At 66.8% G+C, this 20,470-nt stretch carries 18 protein-coding genes; 12 read left to right on the top strand and 6 right to left on the bottom strand.

What is annotated here, in order from left to right:
- Positions 1 to 522 precede the first annotated feature (522 nt).
- The 6 genes from F3087_RS15520 to F3087_RS15495 all read left to right on the top strand — a co-directional run bounded on the left by F3087_RS15520 (position 523) and on the right by F3087_RS15495 (position 7,919).
- Positions 523 to 1,155 carry a hypothetical protein gene (locus tag F3087_RS15520; protein WP_150402591.1) on the top strand — a complete coding sequence of 211 codons (633 nt, stop codon included), beginning with the start codon at positions 523 to 525 and terminating at the stop codon, positions 1,153 to 1,155.
- A 96-nt stretch (positions 1,156 to 1,251) separates the two neighbouring features.
- Positions 1,252 to 1,755: an ArsR/SmtB family transcription factor gene (locus F3087_RS15515; RefSeq protein ID WP_150402590.1), complete on the top strand. Its 504-nt coding sequence runs from the start codon at positions 1,252 to 1,254 to the stop codon at positions 1,753 to 1,755.
- A 374-nt stretch (positions 1,756 to 2,129) separates the two neighbouring features.
- Positions 2,130 to 3,755: an acyl-CoA synthetase gene (locus F3087_RS15510; protein WP_150402589.1), complete on the top strand. Its 1,626-nt coding sequence runs from the start codon at positions 2,130 to 2,132 to the stop codon at positions 3,753 to 3,755.
- Positions 3,756 to 3,928: 173 nt separating this feature from the next.
- On the top strand, positions 3,929 to 5,587 hold the full coding sequence (locus F3087_RS15505; RefSeq protein WP_150402588.1) for an acyl-CoA synthetase: 1,659 nt from the start codon (positions 3,929 to 3,931) through the stop codon (positions 5,585 to 5,587).
- Positions 5,588 to 5,639: 52 nt separating this feature from the next.
- Positions 5,640 to 6,203, top strand: a complete 564-nt coding sequence (locus F3087_RS15500; protein ID WP_150402587.1) for a hypothetical protein — start codon at positions 5,640 to 5,642, stop codon at positions 6,201 to 6,203.
- 246 nt (positions 6,204 to 6,449) lie between these two features.
- Entirely contained in the window at positions 6,450 to 7,919 is a 1,470-nt protein-coding gene (locus tag F3087_RS15495; protein WP_150402586.1) for a PepSY-associated TM helix domain-containing protein, read from the top strand.
- A gap of 203 nt (positions 7,920 to 8,122) precedes the next feature.
- Here the strand turns inward: F3087_RS15495 and F3087_RS15490 are convergent, their stop codons facing one another.
- From F3087_RS15490 to galK, 4 genes are all read right to left on the bottom strand, one after another.
- Entirely contained in the window at positions 8,123 to 8,614 is a 492-nt protein-coding gene (locus tag F3087_RS15490; RefSeq protein ID WP_150402585.1) for an FBP domain-containing protein, read from the bottom strand.
- A gap of 214 nt (positions 8,615 to 8,828) precedes the next feature.
- Positions 8,829 to 9,083, bottom strand: a complete 255-nt coding sequence (locus tag F3087_RS15485) for a hypothetical protein (protein WP_150402584.1) — start codon at positions 9,081 to 9,083, stop codon at positions 8,829 to 8,831.
- 9 nt (positions 9,084 to 9,092) lie between these two features.
- Positions 9,093 to 10,820 carry a sodium:solute symporter family protein gene (locus F3087_RS15480; RefSeq protein WP_150402899.1) on the bottom strand — a complete coding sequence of 576 codons (1,728 nt, stop codon included), beginning with the start codon at positions 10,818 to 10,820 and terminating at the stop codon, positions 9,093 to 9,095.
- A 143-nt stretch (positions 10,821 to 10,963) separates the two neighbouring features.
- Positions 10,964 to 12,091, bottom strand: coding sequence for a galactokinase (gene galK / locus F3087_RS15475; protein ID WP_150402898.1), 1,128 nt, complete (start codon positions 12,089 to 12,091; stop codon positions 10,964 to 10,966).
- A gap of 173 nt (positions 12,092 to 12,264) precedes the next feature.
- Here galK and F3087_RS15470 point away from each other — a divergent pair, with 173 nt between their 5' ends.
- The 3 genes from F3087_RS15470 to F3087_RS15460 are packed head-to-tail and all read left to right on the top strand — an operon-like array spanning position 12,265 to position 15,091.
- Positions 12,265 to 12,861 (top strand): pyruvoyl-dependent arginine decarboxylase, encoded by a 597-nt coding sequence (locus F3087_RS15470; protein ID WP_223885083.1) that lies wholly within the window; start codon positions 12,265 to 12,267, stop codon positions 12,859 to 12,861.
- Positions 12,858 to 13,517 (top strand): hypothetical protein, encoded by a 660-nt coding sequence (locus F3087_RS15465; protein WP_223885082.1) that lies wholly within the window; start codon positions 12,858 to 12,860, stop codon positions 13,515 to 13,517. The genes F3087_RS15470 and F3087_RS15465 overlap by 4 nt, the downstream gene beginning before the upstream one ends.
- The gene (locus F3087_RS15460) at positions 13,517 to 15,091 is read left to right on the top strand and encodes a GGDEF domain-containing protein (RefSeq protein WP_150402583.1); all 1,575 of its coding nucleotides are present in this window, start codon (positions 13,517 to 13,519) and stop codon (positions 15,089 to 15,091) included. The genes F3087_RS15465 and F3087_RS15460 overlap by 1 nt, the downstream gene beginning before the upstream one ends.
- 1 nt (position 15,092) lies before the next feature.
- Here F3087_RS15460 and F3087_RS15455 read toward each other — a convergent pair whose 3' ends face one another.
- Both F3087_RS15455 and F3087_RS15450 read right to left on the bottom strand, forming a co-directional pair.
- The gene (locus tag F3087_RS15455) at positions 15,093 to 15,872 is read right to left on the bottom strand and encodes a DUF6319 family protein (protein WP_150402582.1); all 780 of its coding nucleotides are present in this window, start codon (positions 15,870 to 15,872) and stop codon (positions 15,093 to 15,095) included.
- A 161-nt stretch (positions 15,873 to 16,033) separates the two neighbouring features.
- Entirely contained in the window at positions 16,034 to 16,663 is a 630-nt protein-coding gene (locus tag F3087_RS15450) for a TetR/AcrR family transcriptional regulator (protein WP_223885081.1), read from the bottom strand.
- A gap of 239 nt (positions 16,664 to 16,902) precedes the next feature.
- On the opposite strand from F3087_RS15450, the gene F3087_RS15445 reads away from it, so the two are divergent.
- From F3087_RS15445 to F3087_RS15435, 3 genes are read left to right on the top strand one after another with little or no spacing between them, the layout of a single operon-like run.
- Entirely contained in the window at positions 16,903 to 18,270 is a 1,368-nt protein-coding gene (locus F3087_RS15445; RefSeq protein WP_150402581.1) for a flavin-containing monooxygenase, read from the top strand.
- On the top strand, positions 18,267 to 19,415 hold the full coding sequence (locus F3087_RS15440) for a serine hydrolase domain-containing protein (protein ID WP_150402580.1): 1,149 nt from the start codon (positions 18,267 to 18,269) through the stop codon (positions 19,413 to 19,415). Before F3087_RS15445 ends, F3087_RS15440 begins: the two co-directional genes overlap by 4 nt.
- Positions 19,415 to 20,455: an NAD(P)-dependent alcohol dehydrogenase gene (locus tag F3087_RS15435; protein WP_150402894.1), complete on the top strand. Its 1,041-nt coding sequence runs from the start codon at positions 19,415 to 19,417 to the stop codon at positions 20,453 to 20,455. Before F3087_RS15440 ends, F3087_RS15435 begins: the two co-directional genes overlap by 1 nt.
- Positions 20,456 to 20,470: the final 15 nt, after the last annotated feature.

Below are 20,470 nucleotides of genomic sequence, written 5' to 3'. Positions count from 1 at the left end.
ATCACGAGAGTGATGCCGAGCGGTAGGACCGCTGCGCGAACAGCGGCCCTACCTGGTGGGTTATCTAGCCAGCCAAACTCGGCGGACCAGGTTGAGCGCCCCGGCGATTACGACAGCAGCCGCAAGCATGATGCCGTAGTCGACCGGGGCCTTGCTCTTTGCCCGGCGATGTTTCGCCATACCCCACCACCTCCTTCCTGGGCGCGATGTCTGGACCATGTCCATCGCCCCTCGGAAGGAAGTGGCACCACAATACCCGGGCCCACCAACAACTTTCGGCCCGATTCGCAAACCAGTGCGAACGCATTCGTTTCACTTTTCGACCCCTCGCGCACCGATCGAAAGTCAGCCGTTACGTCATTGCCGACCTTCAACCCAAGACACGCACTTCTCCGAGATCCCCTTAGCCCGAACAAGACACGTTCAGGCGGATAGTGGACCGGGCGGGAAATGGCTGGCAACGTAACCGCCCTGCGTAATTTCTTTCGAGCTGTACCAGAGACCCTCGAGGAGCAACTGGATATGGAACGACTGAGCGTGACGCGTCGTCTTGCTACCGTTTTCGCCGCGACCACGGTGGTAGCGAGTGTTTTTGCGGGTAGTGCCGGCGCGGAACCGGCGACCGTGGATTGGGCAGGTGCCGCGCAGCAATTGCGGGCGGCGGCCGCAGGAAACCCGGCGGCCGAGCAGGCGGTGGATCGGCTGCTGGCCTCCGGGCAGGTGAACAAGGCGGGGCAGATCGCGTTGCCCGCGCAGCCATTCCAGATTCCGGCACAGTCGGATATCGGGCGCGGGGACGGGCCGGGCGTGTACGGCTCAGGTATCGCACTGGGCCTGGACGGGTTCCGCTTCGGATTCTTCGGCGGCCCGGGCACGATCGCGCCGAATCAGGGTGGCGCGAAACTGGAAGTGCTGTGGATCAACCTGTCGAGCGGACGGAGCGGGACCGAGGTGCTTTATGAGCACCAGGATGTCCCGGTGGACACCACGATCCGCACCCGGCCGCTCGACACCGGCGGCGGCATGATCGTGGCCGCGGTGTACGGCAGCCTGTGGCACCGCTGGTCGGTTCCGGTGAGCGATGCGAACCCGGACGGCTATCAGTACCAGCTCGGCACCATCTCGGTGCCCTCGTTCGGCGCCGTCTACAACTGATCGACGCTTCGGGCCCCGTGGCGTGCGCCGCGGGGCCCGAACTGTCCCCGAATCGACCTCTTGTCTGGAATTACGTAATTCCGTAGCTTCGGTGGCGTGAGTCTGGAAGAGCGGGTGGCGGAACTCGAACGGCGGCTCGACGAATGGGCCGATGAGCGCGCGAACGACAACGTGGCGGCGAACACCGACGACAGGTGGGCGGCGGTCCGCCTGCACGAGGAGTTCGTCGCGGACGACGAGCCGAACGGCGGCGTCCTGTTCGCCGGTTCGGTCCGGCTACCGGCCGGCGAGCACTACGGCTGGCAGGCCACCTTCACCACCGGCGACCTCATCGAGGACGACTGGGCCGAGACGGCGGAATGCCTTGCCGCACTCGGCAATCCGGTGCGGCTACGACTGCTGCGGGAGATCATGGGCGGCCGGCGAACCGCGGCCGAACTGGTCGGGCTGGAGGGGGTCGGCACGTCCGGGCAGGTCTATCACCATCTACGCCAGCTGGCGGCGGTCGGCTGGCTGCACACCGCCGGCCGCGGGCGGTTCGAGGTGCCCGCGGGCCGGGTGGTGCCACTACTCATCGCATTGGCCAGCGCACGGCGCTGACCGCGGGCTCAGCAGCTATTGCCACCGCAGCTGCACGAGCCGCCGGACTGGCAGCCGCACTGACAGGACGGGCCACACTGGCAGTCCGCCGGTACCGAAGTCGATCGAACAAGCGTGATGATCATCGTTGATTCAGCTCCATTCTCTGTTCGACTACCCCCTACCGGTATCGAACGCCTCGTGCGCGACGCTGTCAAATAGCTGCCGGTGCGGTTCGCGTGAAACGCCGAGACCTGCGCGCACGGCACAACCAGGGCTCGAGACCGGCACTGTGATGTGATGACCGACACGCCGCTGCTACGGTGGTGACCTCAGTTACGCCGTTCGATATCGCTAGGTCGAGTACCGACGCGAACTTGGTGGAGGTGTTCGACATGAAGGTGGCGCACGCGCTGGAGAACCTCAAGGCGCTCGGGGTGCTCAGGTCCCGCGGGGTTTCCGATCCGAAGAATCCGCTGGAAACCCTTCGGACACTGAAGGAGTCACAGATCTACGGCCCGCAGGCCACCCTGATCCGGCACAACGCGCGCATCGCGCCCGACTCCCCCGGCCTGGCCGACGAGCGCGGCGAGCTGACCTACGCCGAGCTGGACCGGCAGTCGAACGCGATCGCCCGGGGTTTGCGGGCGGCGGGGATCACTGAGGGCACCGTGGTGGGCGTGCTGGCCCGCGATCACCGCGGCCTGCTGCTGTCGATGGTCGCCGCGGGCAAGCTCGGCGTGCGGCTCGCGCTGATGAACACCGGCTTCGCCAAGCCGCAGTTCGCCGAGGTCTGCAAGCGCGAGAAGGTCAAGGCGGTACTGCACGACAGCGAGTTCCTCGGCCTGCTCGACGCGCTGCCCGCCGACCTCCCGCGCTTCCTCACCTGGGTCGACGAGGGCACCGAATTGCCTGAGGGCGCAACGACTCTCGACGAACTGACCGCGAAGAACTCCACCGCGGAGCTGCCGAAGCCGAGCAAGCCGGGCGGCTTCATCATCCTCACCAGCGGCACCACCGGCCTGCCGAAGGGCGCGGCCCGGGTCAAGGTGTCGCCGCTGGCGACCTCGCAGTTCCTCGACCGAATTCCGTTCCCGTTCAAGGGTACTCAGGTAATCGTTTCACCGATCTTCCACAGCACCGGGTTCGGCACCTGGCTCGTCGGCATGGCCATGAGCAATAAAGTGGTGGTGCGCAGGCGATTCGACGCCGAGGCCACGCTGAAGCTGATCGCCGATCACCGGGCGGAACTGCTGGTCGCGGTGCCGACCATGCTGCACCGGATGACCGAGCTGGATCCGGAGATCCGCGCCAAGTACGACACGTCCACACTGAAGGCCATCGTGCTCGCGGGCTCCGCCCTGTCGCCGGAGCTCACCGTCAAAGCCACCCGAGTGTTCGGCCCCGTGCTTTATAACGTGTACGGCTCCACCGAGTGCTCGGTCGCGTCGGTCGCCAACCCGGAGGAACTCGCGCTGGCCCCCGGCACCGTCGGGCGCGCGCCGATCACCTGCGAGGTGCGGCTGTTCGACGACAACGACAAGCAGGTCACCGCGATCAACACGACCGCGCGCATCTTCATCCGCAGCGGCACGCCGTTCGAGGGCTACACCGACGGCAGGCACAAGCAGATCATCGACGGCTACATGTCCAGCGGTGACGTCGGCCATTTCGACGAGCACGGCCTGCTGATGGTCGACGGCCGCGACGACGACATGATCGTCTCCGGCGGCGAGAACGTCTTCCCGCAGGAGGTGGAGAACCTGTTGCTCGAGCGGGAGGACATCTTCGACGCGGCGGTCGTCGGGGTGGACGACGCCGAGTTCGGCAAGCGGTTGCGCGCGTTCGTCGTGCCCGAGCCGGGGCACACGCCCGACGGCGAGGAGATCAAGGCCTACGTCAAGAACAACCTGGCCCGCTACAAGGTGCCGCGCGAGGTGGTGTTCCTCGACGATCTGCCGCGCAACCCGACCGGCAAGTTGCTGCGCCGGGTGCTGGTGGAATACGACGTCCCGGCCTGATCTGCGAGGGAGGCAACCCCAACTGGTTACCCATCGGTAGCTGCTGTTGAGATACGTGACACACCGGGTTACAGATGGTTGCTATTGTTAGCGATAGCACTGGATCCCGAAGCTGCGGTCCGCACCACCCATAAGCCCCGCACCGGGTGGGACCGCCGGAAGGTTGTTGTCGAATGGTTGTCTCCTTCCCCGCGTTGAGTGGCACTGCCCGAAAGGCCGGCGATCTCGCCCTCGGCGTGAACGTCATGGTCAAGCGGCGGCTGTTCAATCCGCTCCGTCTCGATCACGCCGCGCGTTCCGCGTTCAACGTGGTCAAGTTCGGCCCGTTCGCCGGCGTCGCCATGCACGCCGCCCAGACCAGGCCGCAGGCGGGCGCCATCGTCGACGAGCTCGGCGAGCTGACCTTCGGCGAGCTCAACGAACAGTCGAACGCCTTCGCCCGTGGCCTCGCGGCACACGGCATCAAGCCCGGTGACGTGGTGGCGGTACTGGCCCGTGACCACCGTGGCATGGTGCTGAGCCTGCTCGCGGCGGGCAAGCTCGGGGTGCGGGCGGTGCTGATGAACACCGGGTTCGCCAAGCCGCAGTTCGCCGACGTCGCCGCGCGCGAAAAGGTGAAGGCGGTGCTGCACGACAGCGAGTTCATCGACTTGATGAGCGCCATTCCTGCCGAGATTCCGCGGGTGCTCACCTGGGTCGATGCGACGGATAACGTCGATCCGTCGACCGCGACCATCGAGTCGCTGTCCGCGGGGCAGTCCACCGCTCCGCTGCCCGCCCCGGCGAAGGCCGGCGGCATGATCATCCTGACCAGCGGCACCACCGGAACGCCCAAGGGCGCGCCGCGCGACAAGGTGAGCCCGTTCGCCTCGGCGCAGTTCGTCGACCGGGTGCCGCTGCCGCACAACGGCACCATGGTGATGGCGGCGCCGATCTTCCACGGCACCGGCCTTTCCCAGTTCACCATCGGTGTGGCCCTCGGCAACCGGGTCATCTTCCAGCAGCGCCGCTTCGACCCGGAGAAGACCCTCGCGAACATCGTGAAGTACCGGGCGGATTCGCTGGTGGTCGTGCCGACCATGCTGCAGCGCATCCTCGACCTGGACGACGAGGTGCTGGCCAAGTACGACCCGAGCACCATCAAGGTGATCTTCGCGGCGGGCTCGGCCATCGCGCCCGACGTCGTCACCCGCACCCTGGACTACTTCGGCGACACCCTCTACAACCTGTACGGCTCCACCGAGTGCGCGGTCATGACCGTCGCCACTCCGGCGGACCTGCGCAAGGCGCCGACCACCGCGGGCAAGGCCCCGGTCGGCATCCGGATCGTGCTGCTCGACGAGAACCGCAAGGCGATCACCCAGCCGGGCGTCACCGGCACCATCTTCGTGGACAACGGCTTCGCGTTCAGCGGATACACCGACGGCCGGACCAAGGAGATCGTGGACGGCATGATGAACAGCGGCGACGTCGGGCACTTCGATGCCGACGGCCTGCTCTTCATCGACGGCCGCGATGACGACATGATCGTCTCCGGCGGCGAGAACGTCTTCCCGCTCGAGGTGGAGAACCTGATCGCCGGTCGCGAGGACATCTTCGAGGCCGCCGTGGTCGGCGTGGACGATCGCGAATTCGGCAAGCGGCTGCGCGCGTTCGTCGTGCCCGGCCCGGATTCCCGGCGCGACCCGCAGGAGATCAAGGACTTCGTCAAGGCGAACCTGGCCCGGTACAAGGTGCCGCGCGAGGTGATCTTCCTCGATGAGCTCCCGCGCAACGCCACCGGCAAGCTGCTGCGCAAGCCGTTGATCGAAATGGACATCGAAGCGAGCTGACCACGGTCTTCACTGGGGAAATCGCGCGCAATTGGTCGGCTACTATCAGCGCGTGAGTATCGAATTCGGCCGATCCGTCGCGGGGCACCGCGGCGCTGTCGCGCGGGTGCGCGGCGGTTCGGCCGGAGCGATCTCGGGGACCGTTTCCGTTGCGGCACATGGCTGGGCGTCCGGGGGGATGTCGCTGGACAGCACGACGCTCGCGCTGCTGGTGGCCGCCGCCTCGGTGGTCGGTGCGCTGGTGGCCGGGCTCGCGCCGCTGCGGGACACGTCCGTCGGACTGGTCACCGCGCTCGTCGCCGGGCAGCTGCTCGGGCATCTGACCATGGGGTTCGGTTCCGGGCATCTGCATCACGGCGACGCGCAGCTGACGCCGGCGATGCTCAGCGCGCACGTATTCGCGGCCGTTGTCGCCGCCCTTGTCATCCGCGGTACCGAAGCGGCGTATCGAACCGGTACCGCGGTGCTCTTCCGCGTATTGCGGTCCTATCGGCCCGCACCCATTCGCGCCGATCCGGCGTCATTCCGGACCGCCTATCGGGACCGCGTGATTCTGCGGGTTTTCGCCGCGGAATCGCTGCGGACGCGCGGGCCTCCATCCGCTGTCGCCAGCTGACTTCGCCTTAGCGCTCAATATGCAGCGCGTGTTCCGGTGTACGCCTCGCGTCACCGGCATCGCCGACGCGTCGATCTTGTCGTCTCGTCGACCTGACCGCTCCGCCGACTTCATTGTCGCCGTAAGCAATTCCTCGACCTATGTGGTCGACCCATCGATGCCGCCGAAGCGTGCCGCACCCGAAGCACCGATCCGACCGCTTATTCGCCGAACATCGCGCTCCCGAGCCGCAGAAACGAAAAGACCGTGAGCACAACAGAGATCATCACCCCCGACGCCGAATTACCCCCGCCGGCACCGGAACCGACGCCGGTACGCAATAAACCGACCGCGCGAAATGGGCTGTACGCGTTGGCCATGCGCCTGCATTTCTACGCGGGCATCTTCGTCGCCCCGTTCATTCTCATCGCCGCCGTCACCGGCGCCCTCTACGCCATCTCCCCGACCCTCGAATCGATCGTGTCGCGCGACCTGCTGACCGTCGAGGCGGGCGATGCGCCGAAACCCCTGTCCGAACAGGTCAGTGCCGCTGTCGCCACCCAGCCGAAACTCGCGCTGGCCGCCGTCGCACCCGCTCCGGGCGCCGAGGACACCACCCGCGTGCTGTTCAACGACCCGTCGCTGGGCGAATCCGAACGCCGCGCGGTATTCGTCAACCCATACACCGCCCAACCGGTCGGCGAGTCCGTCGTCTACGGCAGTTCCGGCGCGCTTCCCCTGCGCACCTGGATCGACCGCCTGCATCGCGACCTGCACCTGGGCGAACCCGGCCGCCTCTACAGCGAGCTGGCCGCGTCCTGGCTGTGGGTCATCGCGCTGGCCGGCCTGATCGTCTGGATCCGCCGCGTGCGCACCCGGCGCAACCGCAACACCGCGGGCTGGCTGTTCGCGCCGGATCGCTCGCAGAAGGGCCGCGGTCGCACGGTGAACTGGCACGGCTCGGTCGGTATGTGGGTGTTGCCGATCATCCTGCTGCTGTCCGCGACCGGCATGACCTGGTCGACCTACGCGGGTGCGAACATCACCGAGCTGCGTCAGCAATTGAGCTGGACCACACCGTCGGTCACCACGGCGCTGCCGGGAATCGCCGCGCCCGAACATGTTTCGGGCGGCGAGCACGCCGGTCACGAGATGACGCCCGCCACGTCGGCGGATCCGAGCATCCGAATCGCCCAGATCGACCGGGTATTCGCGACCGCACTGGCCAACGGGGTGGACCAGGCCGCCGAGATCACCATCCCGGCCGAACTGAACCAGGCGGTCACGGTGAAGGAGCGCCGGATGCCCGGCACGTTCACCGTCGACGCGGTCGCGGTCGACGGCACCACCGGCGCGGTCACCGACCGGCTGGCCTACGCCGACTGGCCGCTGATGGCCAAACTGACCAACTGGGGAATCCAATTCCACATGGGCTTGCTGTTCGGTCTGCTCAACCAGCTGCTGCTGCTCGCCGTCATGATCGGGCTGATCACGGTCTTGGTGCGCGGCTACCTGATGTGGTGGCGCCGGCGGCCGACCCGCCGGACCGGAAAGCCGGCGCTGGGCCGGGCGCCGAAGCGGGGTGCGTTGCGCCGGACCTCGCCATGGTTGGCGGTGCCGGTTGTCGCCGCGGCGCTGGTGGTCGGCTGGTTCGTCCCGCTGGTCGGGTTGAGCCTGCTCGCGTTCCTCGCCGTCGACCTGTTGATCGGTCTCAGGGCAAGGCTGCGCACCGCGTAATCGGTGGCGGTTCCGCTCCGGATGAGGCGGTCTGGTGCGCTGTGCGGCAGCCAGGCCGTCTCGACCGGAGCGGAACCTCGCGCACCCCGAGTGTGCTTGCGCGATCGCGGAACTCGGGGTGCGGGTTCGGCGAGCGGAGTGTCAAGTGTCGGCGCATGGCATCTACCTCCATTTCGAACAGTGCTTACTCGGTCAGCCGGTGATCAGCTGTACAGCCTGGCGACGAACGCCTGCATATTGGCGAACATCCGCTCGACCTTCTGCTCCGGATTCAGATTCTCCCGGTACCGATTGCCCAGTGCCGGGGTCTTCTTGCCGCGCGCGTACAGCGGACAGGCGAGATCGGTGCACATGTAGGTGCCGACGGTGTTGCCCTTGCGTCCGGACGGGCCCGCTTTGGCCGCCGTCAGCAGGGACACGCCGGAACCGGTGTGCGTGGTCAGGCAGATCGAGCACATCTGGGCCCGACCTGTGCCGCCGGTCTCGTAGCGCAGCGCGACACCGATCAGTTCCTCGTTGTCGTTCGGGATGACCAGGTAGGCCCGGCCGGGCAGCGACGGGTCGCTCCAGCCGAGAAAGTCGAGATCATCCCAGGGCTGGTCGTCGAGATGCCGCGGTACCGGCAGCTTCTTGGACTCGGTCTTGGAACAGTTGATGAACGACGACCTGATGTCGCGCTCAGTCACTGGCTTCATTGCGTTGCACTCCATTCCTGATTGTTAGCTGACCAAACCGTATTGACGGTACGGGCCGCGCAAGCATCGAACAAACGCATTTTGTCCAGGAATACCTGCTGTTCAGAAACTTGTGCCGCACATAACAAGACCGTTCGGTCTGCCTAGAATCGGTCGGGCGCCAGCAAAAAGCCCCCGCCCTGGTGCACCAGGGCGGGGGCTCGGCACGCTCGCATCAGTGCTCGGCCGGCGGATCCTCCTCGGACTCCGCGGGCGACGGCTGCTCCGGCAGCGCGATCGGGCGCAGGACGACCCACGCGATGAAGAGCAGGGAAACCACGCACATCCCCGCCCCCGCCCAGAGGTTGATGTTGACGTTGCCGGTTTTTGCCTGATCAGCGGCGGTATTGCTGACCAAGCCGGTGATGACCAGGACCACCCCGTAGCAGCCGAGGAGGGCGCCGACGATGGTGCGGATGTCGAAAAGCATTGCGGCTCCTTATCCGACGATGATGTTGAGGGCGATGACCAGCACCAACGCGATGCCCGCGAGCAGCACCGGGCGCTGATACCAGGGCAGGGAGGCCTGATCCGGATCGGTGCGCACGTCCTTCGGCGTTTCCGAATAGACCAGCCCGACGAGTTCGGACACGGGTTTCGGCGTGGTCACCTGGGTGACGAGCACGCTGACCACGATGTCGACCACGAACGCGGTGCCCGCGGCCACGAAACTCGAGCCCTGCCCGGACAGGTGGAACACCTTGGTCTGATGCAGGATGAAAATCACCACCGCGGAACCGGTTCCGAAGACCAGACCCATCCAGCCCGCCGTCGGCGTCATCCGTTTCCAGAACATGCCGAGAATGAACGTCGCGAACAGCGGCGCGTTGAAGAAGCTGAAGAGGGTCTGCAGGTAGTCCATCATGTTGCTGAAGCTCGACGCGATGAAGGCGGTGAAGATCGCCGTCACCGTCGCACCGACCGTGGCCAGCCGGCCGACGGTCAGGTAGTACCCGTCCGGGCGCTCCTTGCGCACGTACTGCTGCCACAGGTCGTAGCTGAACACCGTGTTGAACGCGGAGATGTTGGCCGCCATGCCAGCCATGAACGCCGCGAGCAGGCCGGCGATGCCGACGCCGAGCAGACCGTTCGGCAGCACGTCCTTCATCAGATACAGCAACGCCTGGTTATAGGTGGTGTCGCCGGTGAAGTCCGGATCCGCCACCTTCGCCGCCTTGTACTCACTCATCTGCGGCACCAGCACCGCGCTGATCATGCCGGGAATGATCACGATCAGCGGGATGAACATCTTCGGATAGGCGCCGAGGATCGGGGTGCGGCGCGCCGCCGAGATGGAGTGCGTCGCCAGCGCACGCTGCACCTCGACGAAGTTGGTGGTCCAGTAACCGAACGAGAGCACGAACCCGAGCCCGAACACGATGCCGATCACCGACAGGATGTTGTTGCTGAATCCGCTCAGCTCGTTACCCGGCCACGATTGCAGTTGCGCGCTGCCGCCCGGCGACGCGGTCACCTTGTCCCGCAGCCCATCCCAGCCGCCGACCTTGTGCAGGCCGACCAGGGTGAGCGGCAGCAGCGCGGCAACGATGACGAAGAACTGCAGCACCTCGTTGTAGATCGCGGCCGACAGCCCGCCGAGAGTGATGTAGGACAGCACGATCACCGCCGCGACGACCACCGACAGCCACAGCGGCCAGCCGAGCAGCACGTTCAGGATGGTGCCGAGCAGGTACAGGTTGACGCCCGCGATCAGCACCTGGGCGACCGCGAAGCTCAGCGCGTTCACCAGGTGCGCGCCGGTGCCGAAGCGCCTGCGCATGAACTCGGGCACGCTGCGCACCTTGGAGCCGTAGTAGAACGGCATCATCACCACGCCGAGGAACAGCATGGCCGGGATGGCGCCGATCCAGAAGTAGTGGAAGGTCGGGAAGCCGAACTGGGCGCCGTTGGCCGACATGCCCATGATCTCGACGGCGCCGAGGTTCGCGGAGATGAACGCGAGGCCGGTCACCCAGGCCGGCAGCGACCGCCCGGACAGGAAGAAGTCGATGCTGGACGAGACGCGTTGCCTGGCCAGCAGACCGATTCCGAGGACGAACACGAAATACAGGGCGACCAGGGCGAAGTCGACGGGCGCCGCGTCCAGCCGCAGCGTCGATGAGGCGTCTAGATAGGTCGAGGCCGACCGTGGTTCGGCGGCGAGCAGGGTCAGAACTGGTGAATCGGCAAGCGGCACAGCGTCCCTCCTGGCGTGAAACAGGCAGCCGAATGGGTGTCGGCCGACACCTACTCTGCGTGATTGTGCCTCACTCGCGGGCCACAATCGTGGACAAAAACCTGGGCGGTCGCTCAGTCGGCGCGGTGCGCGCCGGCCGCCGGGCCGACCACGAAGGTGCGTGGCTCGGCAAAGCCCGCGTCGGCGAACCGATTCCGCACGGCCGCCACCACGGCGTCGGTCTGCGCGCGATCGATGAGCGCGATGACGCTGCCGCCGAATCCGCCGCCGACCATCCGCGCGCCGTGCGCCCCCGCCGCGATCGCCGCGTCTACGGCCGCATCCAGCGCGGGCGTGGACACCTCGAAATCGTCGCGCAACGAGGCGTGTCCCGCGGTAAGGATCGGCCCGACCGCGCGCGGATCCGCACCGTCTCGCAATCTTTGGGCAACAGTCAACACGCGGGCGTTCTCGGTCACCACATGCCGAGCCCGGCGGCGCAACACCTCGTCGGCGATCCGGTCGAGCGCGGCCACCGAGTCGACGTCGCGCAGCGCGGCCACGCCGAGTTCTGCGGCGGCAGCCTCACATTGGGCGCGCCGCTCGGCATACCCGCCGTCGACATGCTCGTGCGGCTGCCCCGTGTCGATCACCAACAGCTCCAGCCCGAATCGTGCCAGATCGAACGGAATCTGTTCGTGCGCACCAGTATTCACGTCCGCGTCGACGCCGTCCTCGACAAACCGCCGCACATCGAGGAACAGCGCGTGCCCCGCCGTACACAGGATCGAGGCCGACTGATCCAGCAAACCGGTCGGCGCACCCACATAATCGTTCTCCGCGGCCCGCGCGAACTCGATCAGCTCCCGATCGGTGACGGTGGGCGCGAACAGATCTCGCAGCGCGATCGCCACCGCACAGGACAGCGCCGCCGAAGACGAAAGCCCCGCCCCGATCGGCACCGCCCCATCCAGCTCGAGCTCGACCCCACCGACGGCATGGCCCCGCCGCACGAATTCGGCGACCACCCCGAGCGGATACCGCGACCACCCCGGCACCCGATCCCGTTGAGCCACAAGATCGGCCACCTCGACGAGCACCGGCTCGTCCGGCCGCTGCGCCGAGACCACCCGCACCTTGGTATCGGCACGCACCCCCGCCCGGCACTCCATCACCAGCGGCAGCGCGATGGGCAGGACGAACCCGTCGTTGTAATCGGTGTGCTCACCGATGATGTTGACCCGCCCCGGCGCAACCCACATCCGCACGTGCTCTCCCGCTCTGTCATGTCCACTGGCCCTGCCACACGTTACGAGACACGCCACGGGAACACTGCTTTCAGCTGTCGAAGGTGCGCGATTCACCTCCGTGCCGCACAGTCGATTTTGATGTATTACCGGCCTGCAAAATGAGGCCGGGCGTTCTGGGAGGCACTATGATTCACACCACCCCGCGCAGCGGTCTAGTGGGGCCGCGCGGCCGCCTACTCGGGCTGCCGTGGATAGATCGGCTACGCCCGCCCTCGGGCAGACAGATCTACGGGTCCCCGCTGACAATAGAGATAGGCGCCGCGACGGGAACCGGGCCGACCGCCATGTCGGCCTTCGATGCGGCACTGCGTGAGCTGGGAGTGGGTGATGCCAACTTGATTCGACTGTCGTCGGTCATCCCGCCGCGCTCCACCCTGGAACACACCGAGCGGGTCCGTAAACCGATCCTGTGGGGTGACCGTCTCTACTGCGTGTACGCCGTGCAGCACGCGAACGAACCAGGTCAGACGGCTGCCGCAGGCATCGGCTGGGTCTTGCGTGACGACGGTTCCGGCGCAGGTCTTTTCGTCGAGCACGAGGCCGAAACCGCCGACGAGGTGACCACCCTGATCCGATCCAGCCTGAACGACATGACCCGCAATCGACCGGGGAGCTTCGGACCTGTCCACCTGCGCACCACTGAAACGCGCTCGGACGGCGTTCCCGCCTGCGCACTCGTGCTGGCCGCATACCGCACCGCCCCGTGGGGGCGGCAACGATGAGCCTTGACTCGACCGCCGCCCGCCCGTCCGGAACCGCCCGTTTCGATACCCCCCACGCGGGGGGATTCGAGCCCGGCGGGGAGACACAGCCGGGATTGCACATCACCATAGAGGGCAAGATCCCGGACGACCGTATAGACCAGTTCTACCTACTCTACGAGGAGGCGTTCGGTCCACTGCGCGCCAAGGCCATCGCCAGACAAGTTTTGCACCCGGAGGAATTTCACGCGGTGATGACCGATCCCCGGGTGGACAAGCATGTGGCAAGACTCGGTTCCGGCGAACCCGTCGGCGTGACCACGGTGACCAAGCATCTCGACACGGTCCCGTGGATCAGCCCGGACTACTTCGCCGCCAGATATCCGGAACACGCGGCCCGCGGCGCGATTTATTACGCAGGTTTCACCCTGGTTGTGCCAAGTGCCCGACACGGAGCGGCATTTCATGCCATGATCAAATCAATTGTCCAGGTTCTGGTTGCCGACCGTGCTGCGGTCGGTTGGGACATTTGCTCGTACAACAACACTCGGTACTCGTTCGCCGACAGCATTCAAGTGATGCTCGAGGACCAGGCGAACGTCGAGGTCGTGGTGGCGGACTCACAAACCTACTACGCGGCTCGGTTCACCGGGGATGGAGCGACCGAGGGGGGCTGATGACTGTCAGCGGAGAGCAGAAAGACCAGCACCGTCCGTTCCGCACATGGTGCTACGCACTGCTTCTGGGGGGAAGCGCGGTCGTGATCGCGGTGCACGCCACGGTCGATTCCAAGCTGTGGTCGTTCCTGACGCTCGCGACCGTCCTCCTCGGCACGGTCGCGATGATCAGCATCGGTCTGCGGGCGTATCGTCCGGCCCGGCCCCTGCCGTGGTACCTGCTGTGCGCTTCGGCCGTGCTGTCCGGCGCGGGAGCCGGTCTGCGCAATGCGTCCGAGCACGGGCTGCATCCGCTGGATGACGTGTGCACGCTGCTCGCCTATCTCGCGGTCGGCCTCGCCGCCCTGATCTGGTTGCGCCCGCGCCAGGTTCGCTCGAACTACGATCTGCTGCTCGACTCCGGATTGATCGGCCTCGGCGCCCTGCTCGCGTCCTGGACTTTTCTGATCTCACCGATCCTGCACAACCACGACACCACCGTGAACACGATTGTGGCTGCCACGTATCCGGTGCTGGATGCGCTGCTGTTGACGCTCATCTCGCATTCGATGGCCACCTCGACCCGCTCGGAATCCTCGCTGCGGTTCGTCCATGTCGGGCTGATCGCGGCGCTGCTCGGCGATCTCGGCTACAGCCTCGATACCGCCGGTGCCGCGACGATCGGCCGCGAGGTGATGATGATTCCGCTGCTCGCGGCCTACGCGATCGTCGGCGTCTCGGCATTGCACCCGACCATGACCGGTCTCGGCGCACCGCGCCGGATCCATCCGCATCAATCGCGCCAGCGCGCCAGCTTCATCGCGGTCGCGCTGATCGTGGCCTCGCTGGTACCGGTGGTCGGCTCATCTCTGGGGACCGTTGACCGCGTGGTGGTCTCGTCACTGTTCGCACTCCTGCTGATCGGCGTACTGGTGCGCAGCGAGCGGGCCATCGTGCGCAGTTCGCGCAGCGAGCGGCGGGCGCAGTATCAGGCGGATCACGACATGCTTACCGGGCTGTTGAATCGGTCTGCGCTGTTGCGGGCGTTGAACCTGAACAGTGAGCGTTGGGCCGAACAACCACTGTGTTTGCTGTTCATCGACCTTGACGGGTTCAAGATGGTCAATGACAGCTATGGGCATGCGGTGGGGGACGAGTTGATCGCCAACGCGGCGTCGCGGATTCGGCGGGTGGTGCTGCGGGATGATGTGGTCGCGCGGTATGGGGGTGACGAATTCGTGGTGTTGTCGCCACTCGATCGTCAAGCGGCCGCGACGTTGGCCGAGCGGCTGCTGGGCGCGTTTGTCCGGCCGTTCGAGTTGAGTGCGGGCGAGATTCCGATCACCGCGAGCATCGGGATCGCCTGCGGGTCACCGCGCAGCACCGAGTCGACCGTCTACGACCTGATCCGCGACGCGGACTCGGCGATGTACCACGCGAAGGAATACTCGCTCGGCTACGCGTTCCACGACGACGCGCGGCACGCGCCCGATTCCGTGCGGCACATGGCGAACGACCCGGCGCGGCACGGCGCGAACGAGTCGGGCCGGCGGATCTGGCGCGCGAGCCCCAGATCCACCAGCACCGCGGTCTGAACTAGTCGACCAGCTCGTCGAGCAGCCGCCGCGCGGCCTCCAGCTCGGCCTGCAGGGCCTGCACCTTGGCCTCCTGGGCTTCCCTGGCCGCGTCGAGGATGCCCGCCACCACATCGGCCACCTCGGGGTGCAGAATCTTGGCGGCCTGCGCCACCGCGGAACTCGGCACGGCGAGACCGCGCACGGCGCGCTTCTTGCCGCTGACCACGTCGACGGACCATTCGCCGTCGGCGGTGCCGGTCAGCGTGACGGTGACCTCGGGCGTCTTCGCCTTCGGCCGGGCCGGAGCCTTGGCCGCCTTGGCCGGCGATGCCGCCGGAGCCGGCTTGGCCGCGGGCTTGCTCGCGCCGCCGTCGTGTTCGTCCGATTCCGGGGTGCTCGCAACGGGTTTCGGGACGACCGGTGGCGGCGTGACAGAACTGGGGGTGGTCGGTGTCGCAGTGCTCGTCAAGGTCGACGGCTGGGTCACGGGTGATTCCTTCCTGGTTGTCGACTTCGGCTGGGCAGTGGAAACGGTCGCCGCCCCTCGTGGCGGCTTGGTCAACGTCACTTCTGTCGGAGAAAAGGACAGTACATCCTTCGATCCGGTGGGCCGGACCTGCAGGAAGTCTCCGTCGGCCGGATCGCCGAGGGAGATCACCTTTCCCGACCGTCCTTCCGGCACGCCCACCGCGGCGGCGGTGAACCACACCATGGGCGGGCGGCCTCCGGCGATATCCGTGGCGATCCGCTGAATCTCGCTGTCCGACAATGGCTTGGGCTTGGTTTTAGGCGACGGCATGGTGACTCCGAGCAATATTCGTGGATGGCTGCGTGCACAGATGATGCCGCACCGCACCGACAGATTTACAGGCCGCTACGAAATCGAGTCCCAGAACACGATTCCCGCGCGGCCAGCGAATATCGAGCTACGCCCGGTGGACCCGCGAATCGCCGTGCCGATCAACCCGGTCCGGCGGGCGCCTGCAGCGCGGGGAACCAAATATCGGCGAGCACCTCCGCGGCCCGCTCGGCGGACACATTGATGGTGCCCTGGACCGCCCAGCGGGTGAAAAACCGCTCCAGTTGGGCGACAAGCAGTTCCACGCGCAGCCGCGCCTCGTCGGCGCGCTCGGCGGGCCAGCGGGCGAGATAGGACGTCATCGCGTTGGGCAGCGCGAGGATTCCGGCGCGGGCGATCTCGCGGAACTCCGGCTCCAGCGCGGTCGCCTCGTCCCAGGCGGGCAGTAGCGCGCGGTATTCGTGGAACCATTCGATGGCCCGGCTCATCCAGGCGACCAGTTCGGCGCGCGAGCCGGTGTCCAGCACCCGATCCAGGTCCTCGTAGAAATGCAGGGCGCTGGGCGCGGTGCTCTGCTCGGCGATCGCGCGCAGCAGCTCGAGCTTGCCGGTGAAGTGCAGATAGAAGGTGGCCCGGCTACAGCCGACGGCGGCGGCGATGTCGTCGACCCGCACCGCCGCGTAGCCGCGGGTGCTGAACAGCTCCTTGGCGCCGGCCATCAGCCGGGTCCTGGTCTGCTGCTTCTGCTCGTCCCGCAGGCTGCCGCCCGCCGGATTCGGGTTCGTACGCAACGGTTACCTCGTGTCGGTCGAAAGTTCTGCTGACGTGCGACTTTCGGTGGGCAAGTCTACTGCGGACCGGCGATCTACACCGCCTTCACTAGACAATACGTCATTCACTAGACACGCTGTCTAGCCAGTGTTACCTTGTTGCCTACGTCACTCCGGAAGCCGCACGGCTACGGACGGTTTCGGCGCCGGGCGCGCCGCCGCAGGCAGGTGACCGCCCTCCCAGCACGAGGACACGTGAATTGACTCAACCCACTCTGCCCAGGGTCTGCCTCATCGGCGCGGGCCCCTCTGGGATCACCACCGCGAAACGGCTGCAGGACTTCGATATTCCGTTCGACCTGTTCGAGGCGTCCGACGAGGTCGGCGGCAACTGGTATTTCAAGAATCCCAACGGGATGTCGGCGTGCTACCAGTCGCTGCACATCGATACCAGCAAGTTCCGGCTGGCCTTCGAGGACTATCCGGCGCCGGCGGATTGGCCGGACTTTCCGCACCATTCCCAGCTGTTCCAGTACTTCAAGGATTACGTCGACCATTTCGGTTTCCGGGACAAGATCCGGTTCGGCACGAAAGTCACCGCTGCCGAACGGCAGACCGACGGCCGCTGGCTGGTCACCGCGAGCGACGGGCGCACCCGCGACTACGACGTATTGATCGTCTGCAACGGTCACCACTGGGATCCGAACACCCCCGACTATCCCGGCGAATTCGACGGCGTGCTGATCCACAGCCACGCCTACAACGATCCGTTCGACCCGGTCGATATGCGCGGCAAGAAGGTCGTGGTGGTCGGCATGGGCAATTCCGGGCTGGACATCGCCTCGGAACTGTCGCAGCGCTTCGTCGCGGCGAAGCTCACCGTTTCCGCGCGGCGCGGTGTGTGGGTGTTGCCGAAATACGTGAACGGCAAGGTCGGGGACAAACAGAGTGTGCCGCCGTGGATTCCGCGCAAGGTGAGCATGAAGCTCAAGCAGCGCTTCGTGCGCAAGTTCCGCGGCGAGATGGAGTTCTACGGGCTGCCCAAGCCCGATCACCTGCCGTTCGAGGCGCATCCGTCGGCCAGCGAGGAGTTCCTGCACCGCGCGGGCTGCGGCGATATCGCGTTCAAGCCCGCCATCACGGCGCTGGAGGGTCCGCGCGTGCGCTTCGCCGACGGCAGCACCGAGGAGGTGGACGTGATCGTCTGCGCCACCGGCTATCACATCAGCTTCCCGTTCTTCACCGATCCGGCCCTGGTGCCGGACGAGCAGAACCGCATCCCGCTGTTCAAGCAGATGATGAAGCCGGGCGTGGACAACCTGTTCTTCATGGGCCTGGCGCAACCACTGCCGACGCTGGTGAATTTCGCTGAGCAGCAGAGCAAATTGGTCGCCGCCTACCTGACCGGCAAGTACCTGCCGCCGCCGGAATCGGAAATGCACGAGGCGATCCGCGCGGCCGAGGAACGCCGGAGCGGTCGCTACTACAACTCGCCGCGGCACACGATCCAGATCGAGTTCGAGCCGTATGTGCGCGACCTGAACAAGGAAATGGCCAGGGGCGCGAAGCGGGCCGCGGCAACCGGTTACGCGCTGCCGGTGCCGGCCAGAACGTTCGAGCGCGCATGATGACCACCTCGGGCTTCTGTGCCGATCAATTCGCCGGTGTCCGGGCGGAATTGGCGAACCGGCTCGCCGCGGGCGAGGAACTCGGCGCGGCGATCTGCGTGACCGTCGACGGCGAACCCGTCGTCGATCTCTGGGGCGGGCACCGCGATCTCGATCGCACCGTGCCGTGGACCTCGGACACCCTGGTCAACGTATTCTCGATCAGCAAGACGATGACCGCGCTGTGCGCACTGCTGCTGGTCGATCGCGGCGAGCTGGACGTGCGGCAGCGGGTCGCGCACTACTGGCCGGAATTCGCGGCGAACGGCAAGGGCGACATCGAGATCCGGCACCTCCTCGGGCACACCTCCGGTGTCTCCGGCTGGGAACGGCCGATCGAACTGACCGACATCTACGACCCGGAGGCGGCGGCCGCCTGGCTCGCGGCGCAGCCGCCGTGGTGGACGCCGGGCACCGCGTCGGGTTATCACGCGCTGAATTACGGGCACCTGGTCGGCGAGGTGATCCGCCGGATCACCGGCCGCGGCCTCGGGCGGTTCTTCGCCGAGGAACTAGCCGGTCCGCTCGACGCGGATTTCCATATCGGCACCGGACCCGAACTGCACCATCGGATCGCGTCGTTGGTCCCGCCGCCGCAGTTGAAGTTCGACATGGCCGCGCTCGATCAGGAGAGCATCCTGGTCAAGACGCTCACCAGTCCCCTGCTCGATCTGCACGAGGCCAACAGCGCGGCGTGGCGGCAGGCCGAGATCGGCGCGGTGAACGGCCACGGGAATGCGCGCTCCGTGGCGCGGATCCAGTCGCTGGTCTCCGGTGGCGGCGTGTTGGACGGTCGAAGGATGTTGTCGGAGAAGACGATCGACCTGATCTTCGAACAGCAGTCGGACGGCGCCGACCTCGCGTTGCTGCTGCCGCTGCGCTTCGGCATCGGTTACGGGCTCCCCCAAGCACAAACCGCGCCGGCGGTTCCCGACGGCAAGGTCTGCTGGTGGGCGGGACTGGGTGGCGCGATCGTCGTCAATGATCTGGATCGCCGAATCACCTTCGCCTACACCATGAACAAGATGGAGCCGGGCCTGATCGGCTCCCCACGCGCCGACGCTTACCTGCGCGCGGTCTACACCGCGGTGGGGGTCCACACATGATGCGAGCGCTGCAACTCACCGAGCCGGGCGTGCTGGAACTGCGCGAAGTCCCGATCCCCGAGATCGGCCCGACCGACCTCCTGCTGCGCGTCGGCGCGGCCGGGATCTGCCATTCCGACCTGCACGTGCTGCACATCCCGTTCCGCATGCGCGACGAGCCGCTCACCCTCGGCCACGAAGTCGCGGGCACCATCGAGGCCGTCGGCGCCGCGGTCGACGGTCGTGTCGCCGGCGAACGCGGCATCGTCTACCTGTGCTGGTCCTGCGGCGTGTGCCGGGAATGCGTCAGCGGCAACGAGAATGTCTGCCTCGCCGCGGGGCGCACGGCCATGCCGCCGTGTCCCGGGCTCGGCCCGGACGGCGGCATGGCCGAGTACATCCGCATCCCGGCCGGCTCTTTCGTACCGATCGGTGACCTCGACTTCGTGCAGGCGGCCCCGCTGGCCGACGCCGCGCTGTCGAGCTATCACGCGATTCGCGGCGCCCGCGACCACCTTCGGCCCGACTCGGTCGCGGTGGTGATCGGCATCGGCGGGCTCGGCCATGTCGCGGTGCAGATTCTCGCCGCGACCAGCGCGACCCGGGTGATCGCCGTCGATATCGGCGCGGACAAGCTCGAATTGGCCGCCCGCTGCGGCGCGGCCGAAGGTCTGCTCGCCGGCCCGGACACCGCGCGCGAGATCCTCGACCGCACCGGCGGTCGCGGCGCGGACGCGGTGTTCGACTTCGTCGGCGTCGACCAGACCGCCACCCTCGCGGTGGAATCGGTGGCGCCCAACGGCGCCTACCGGATGATCGGCCTCGGCGGCGGCGCGCCGGAGCTCACCGCCGGTCCGGCCGGCGGACCCGGCTGGCCGTGGGGCGCTTCCGTGCGAAAGTCGTACGGCGGCACCAAATCCGATCTGATCGAGTCCGTCGCGCTGGCCCGCTCGGGCAAGCTCACGGTGGAGGTCGAGCGCTACGACCTGGCGGCAGGCCGCGACGCGCTCGACCGGCTGGAGCGCGGTCTGGTGACCGGCCGCGCGGTATTGGTTCCGTAGAACAGGAAGAGCGCT

This window comes from Nocardia colli, assembly GCF_008704205.1.
Taxonomy (GTDB): domain Bacteria; phylum Actinomycetota; class Actinomycetes; order Mycobacteriales; family Mycobacteriaceae; genus Nocardia; species Nocardia colli.
This window is presented reverse-complemented; position numbering and strand designations above follow the sequence as displayed.

Bases quoted from the DNA above. Each gene is read 5' to 3' on its own strand.
- F3087_RS15520 (WP_150402591.1), top strand. From the start codon at position 523: ATGGAACGACTGAGCGTGACGCGTCGTCTTGCTACCGTTTTCGCCGCG.
- F3087_RS15510 (WP_150402589.1), top strand. From the start codon at position 2,130: ATGAAGGTGGCGCACGCGCTGGAGAACCTCAAGGCGCTCGGGGTGCTC.
- F3087_RS15505 (WP_150402588.1), top strand. From the start codon at position 3,929: ATGGTTGTCTCCTTCCCCGCGTTGAGTGGCACTGCCCGAAAGGCCGGC.
- F3087_RS15490 (WP_150402585.1), bottom strand. From the start codon at position 8,614: ATGAAGCCAGTGACTGAGCGCGACATCAGGTCGTCGTTCATCAACTGT.
- F3087_RS15485 (WP_150402584.1), bottom strand. From the start codon at position 9,083: ATGCTTTTCGACATCCGCACCATCGTCGGCGCCCTCCTCGGCTGCTAC.
- galK (WP_150402898.1), bottom strand. From the start codon at position 12,091: ATGTGGGTTGCGCCGGGGCGGGTCAACATCATCGGTGAGCACACCGAT.
- F3087_RS15470 (WP_223885083.1), top strand. From the start codon at position 12,265: ATGATTCACACCACCCCGCGCAGCGGTCTAGTGGGGCCGCGCGGCCGC.
- F3087_RS15465 (WP_223885082.1), top strand. From the start codon at position 12,858: ATGAGCCTTGACTCGACCGCCGCCCGCCCGTCCGGAACCGCCCGTTTC.
- F3087_RS15460 (WP_150402583.1), top strand. From the start codon at position 13,517: ATGACTGTCAGCGGAGAGCAGAAAGACCAGCACCGTCCGTTCCGCACA.
- F3087_RS15455 (WP_150402582.1), bottom strand. From the start codon at position 15,872: ATGCCGTCGCCTAAAACCAAGCCCAAGCCATTGTCGGACAGCGAGATT.
- F3087_RS15440 (WP_150402580.1), top strand. From the start codon at position 18,267: ATGATGACCACCTCGGGCTTCTGTGCCGATCAATTCGCCGGTGTCCGG.
- F3087_RS15435 (WP_150402894.1), top strand. From the start codon at position 19,415: ATGCGAGCGCTGCAACTCACCGAGCCGGGCGTGCTGGAACTGCGCGAA.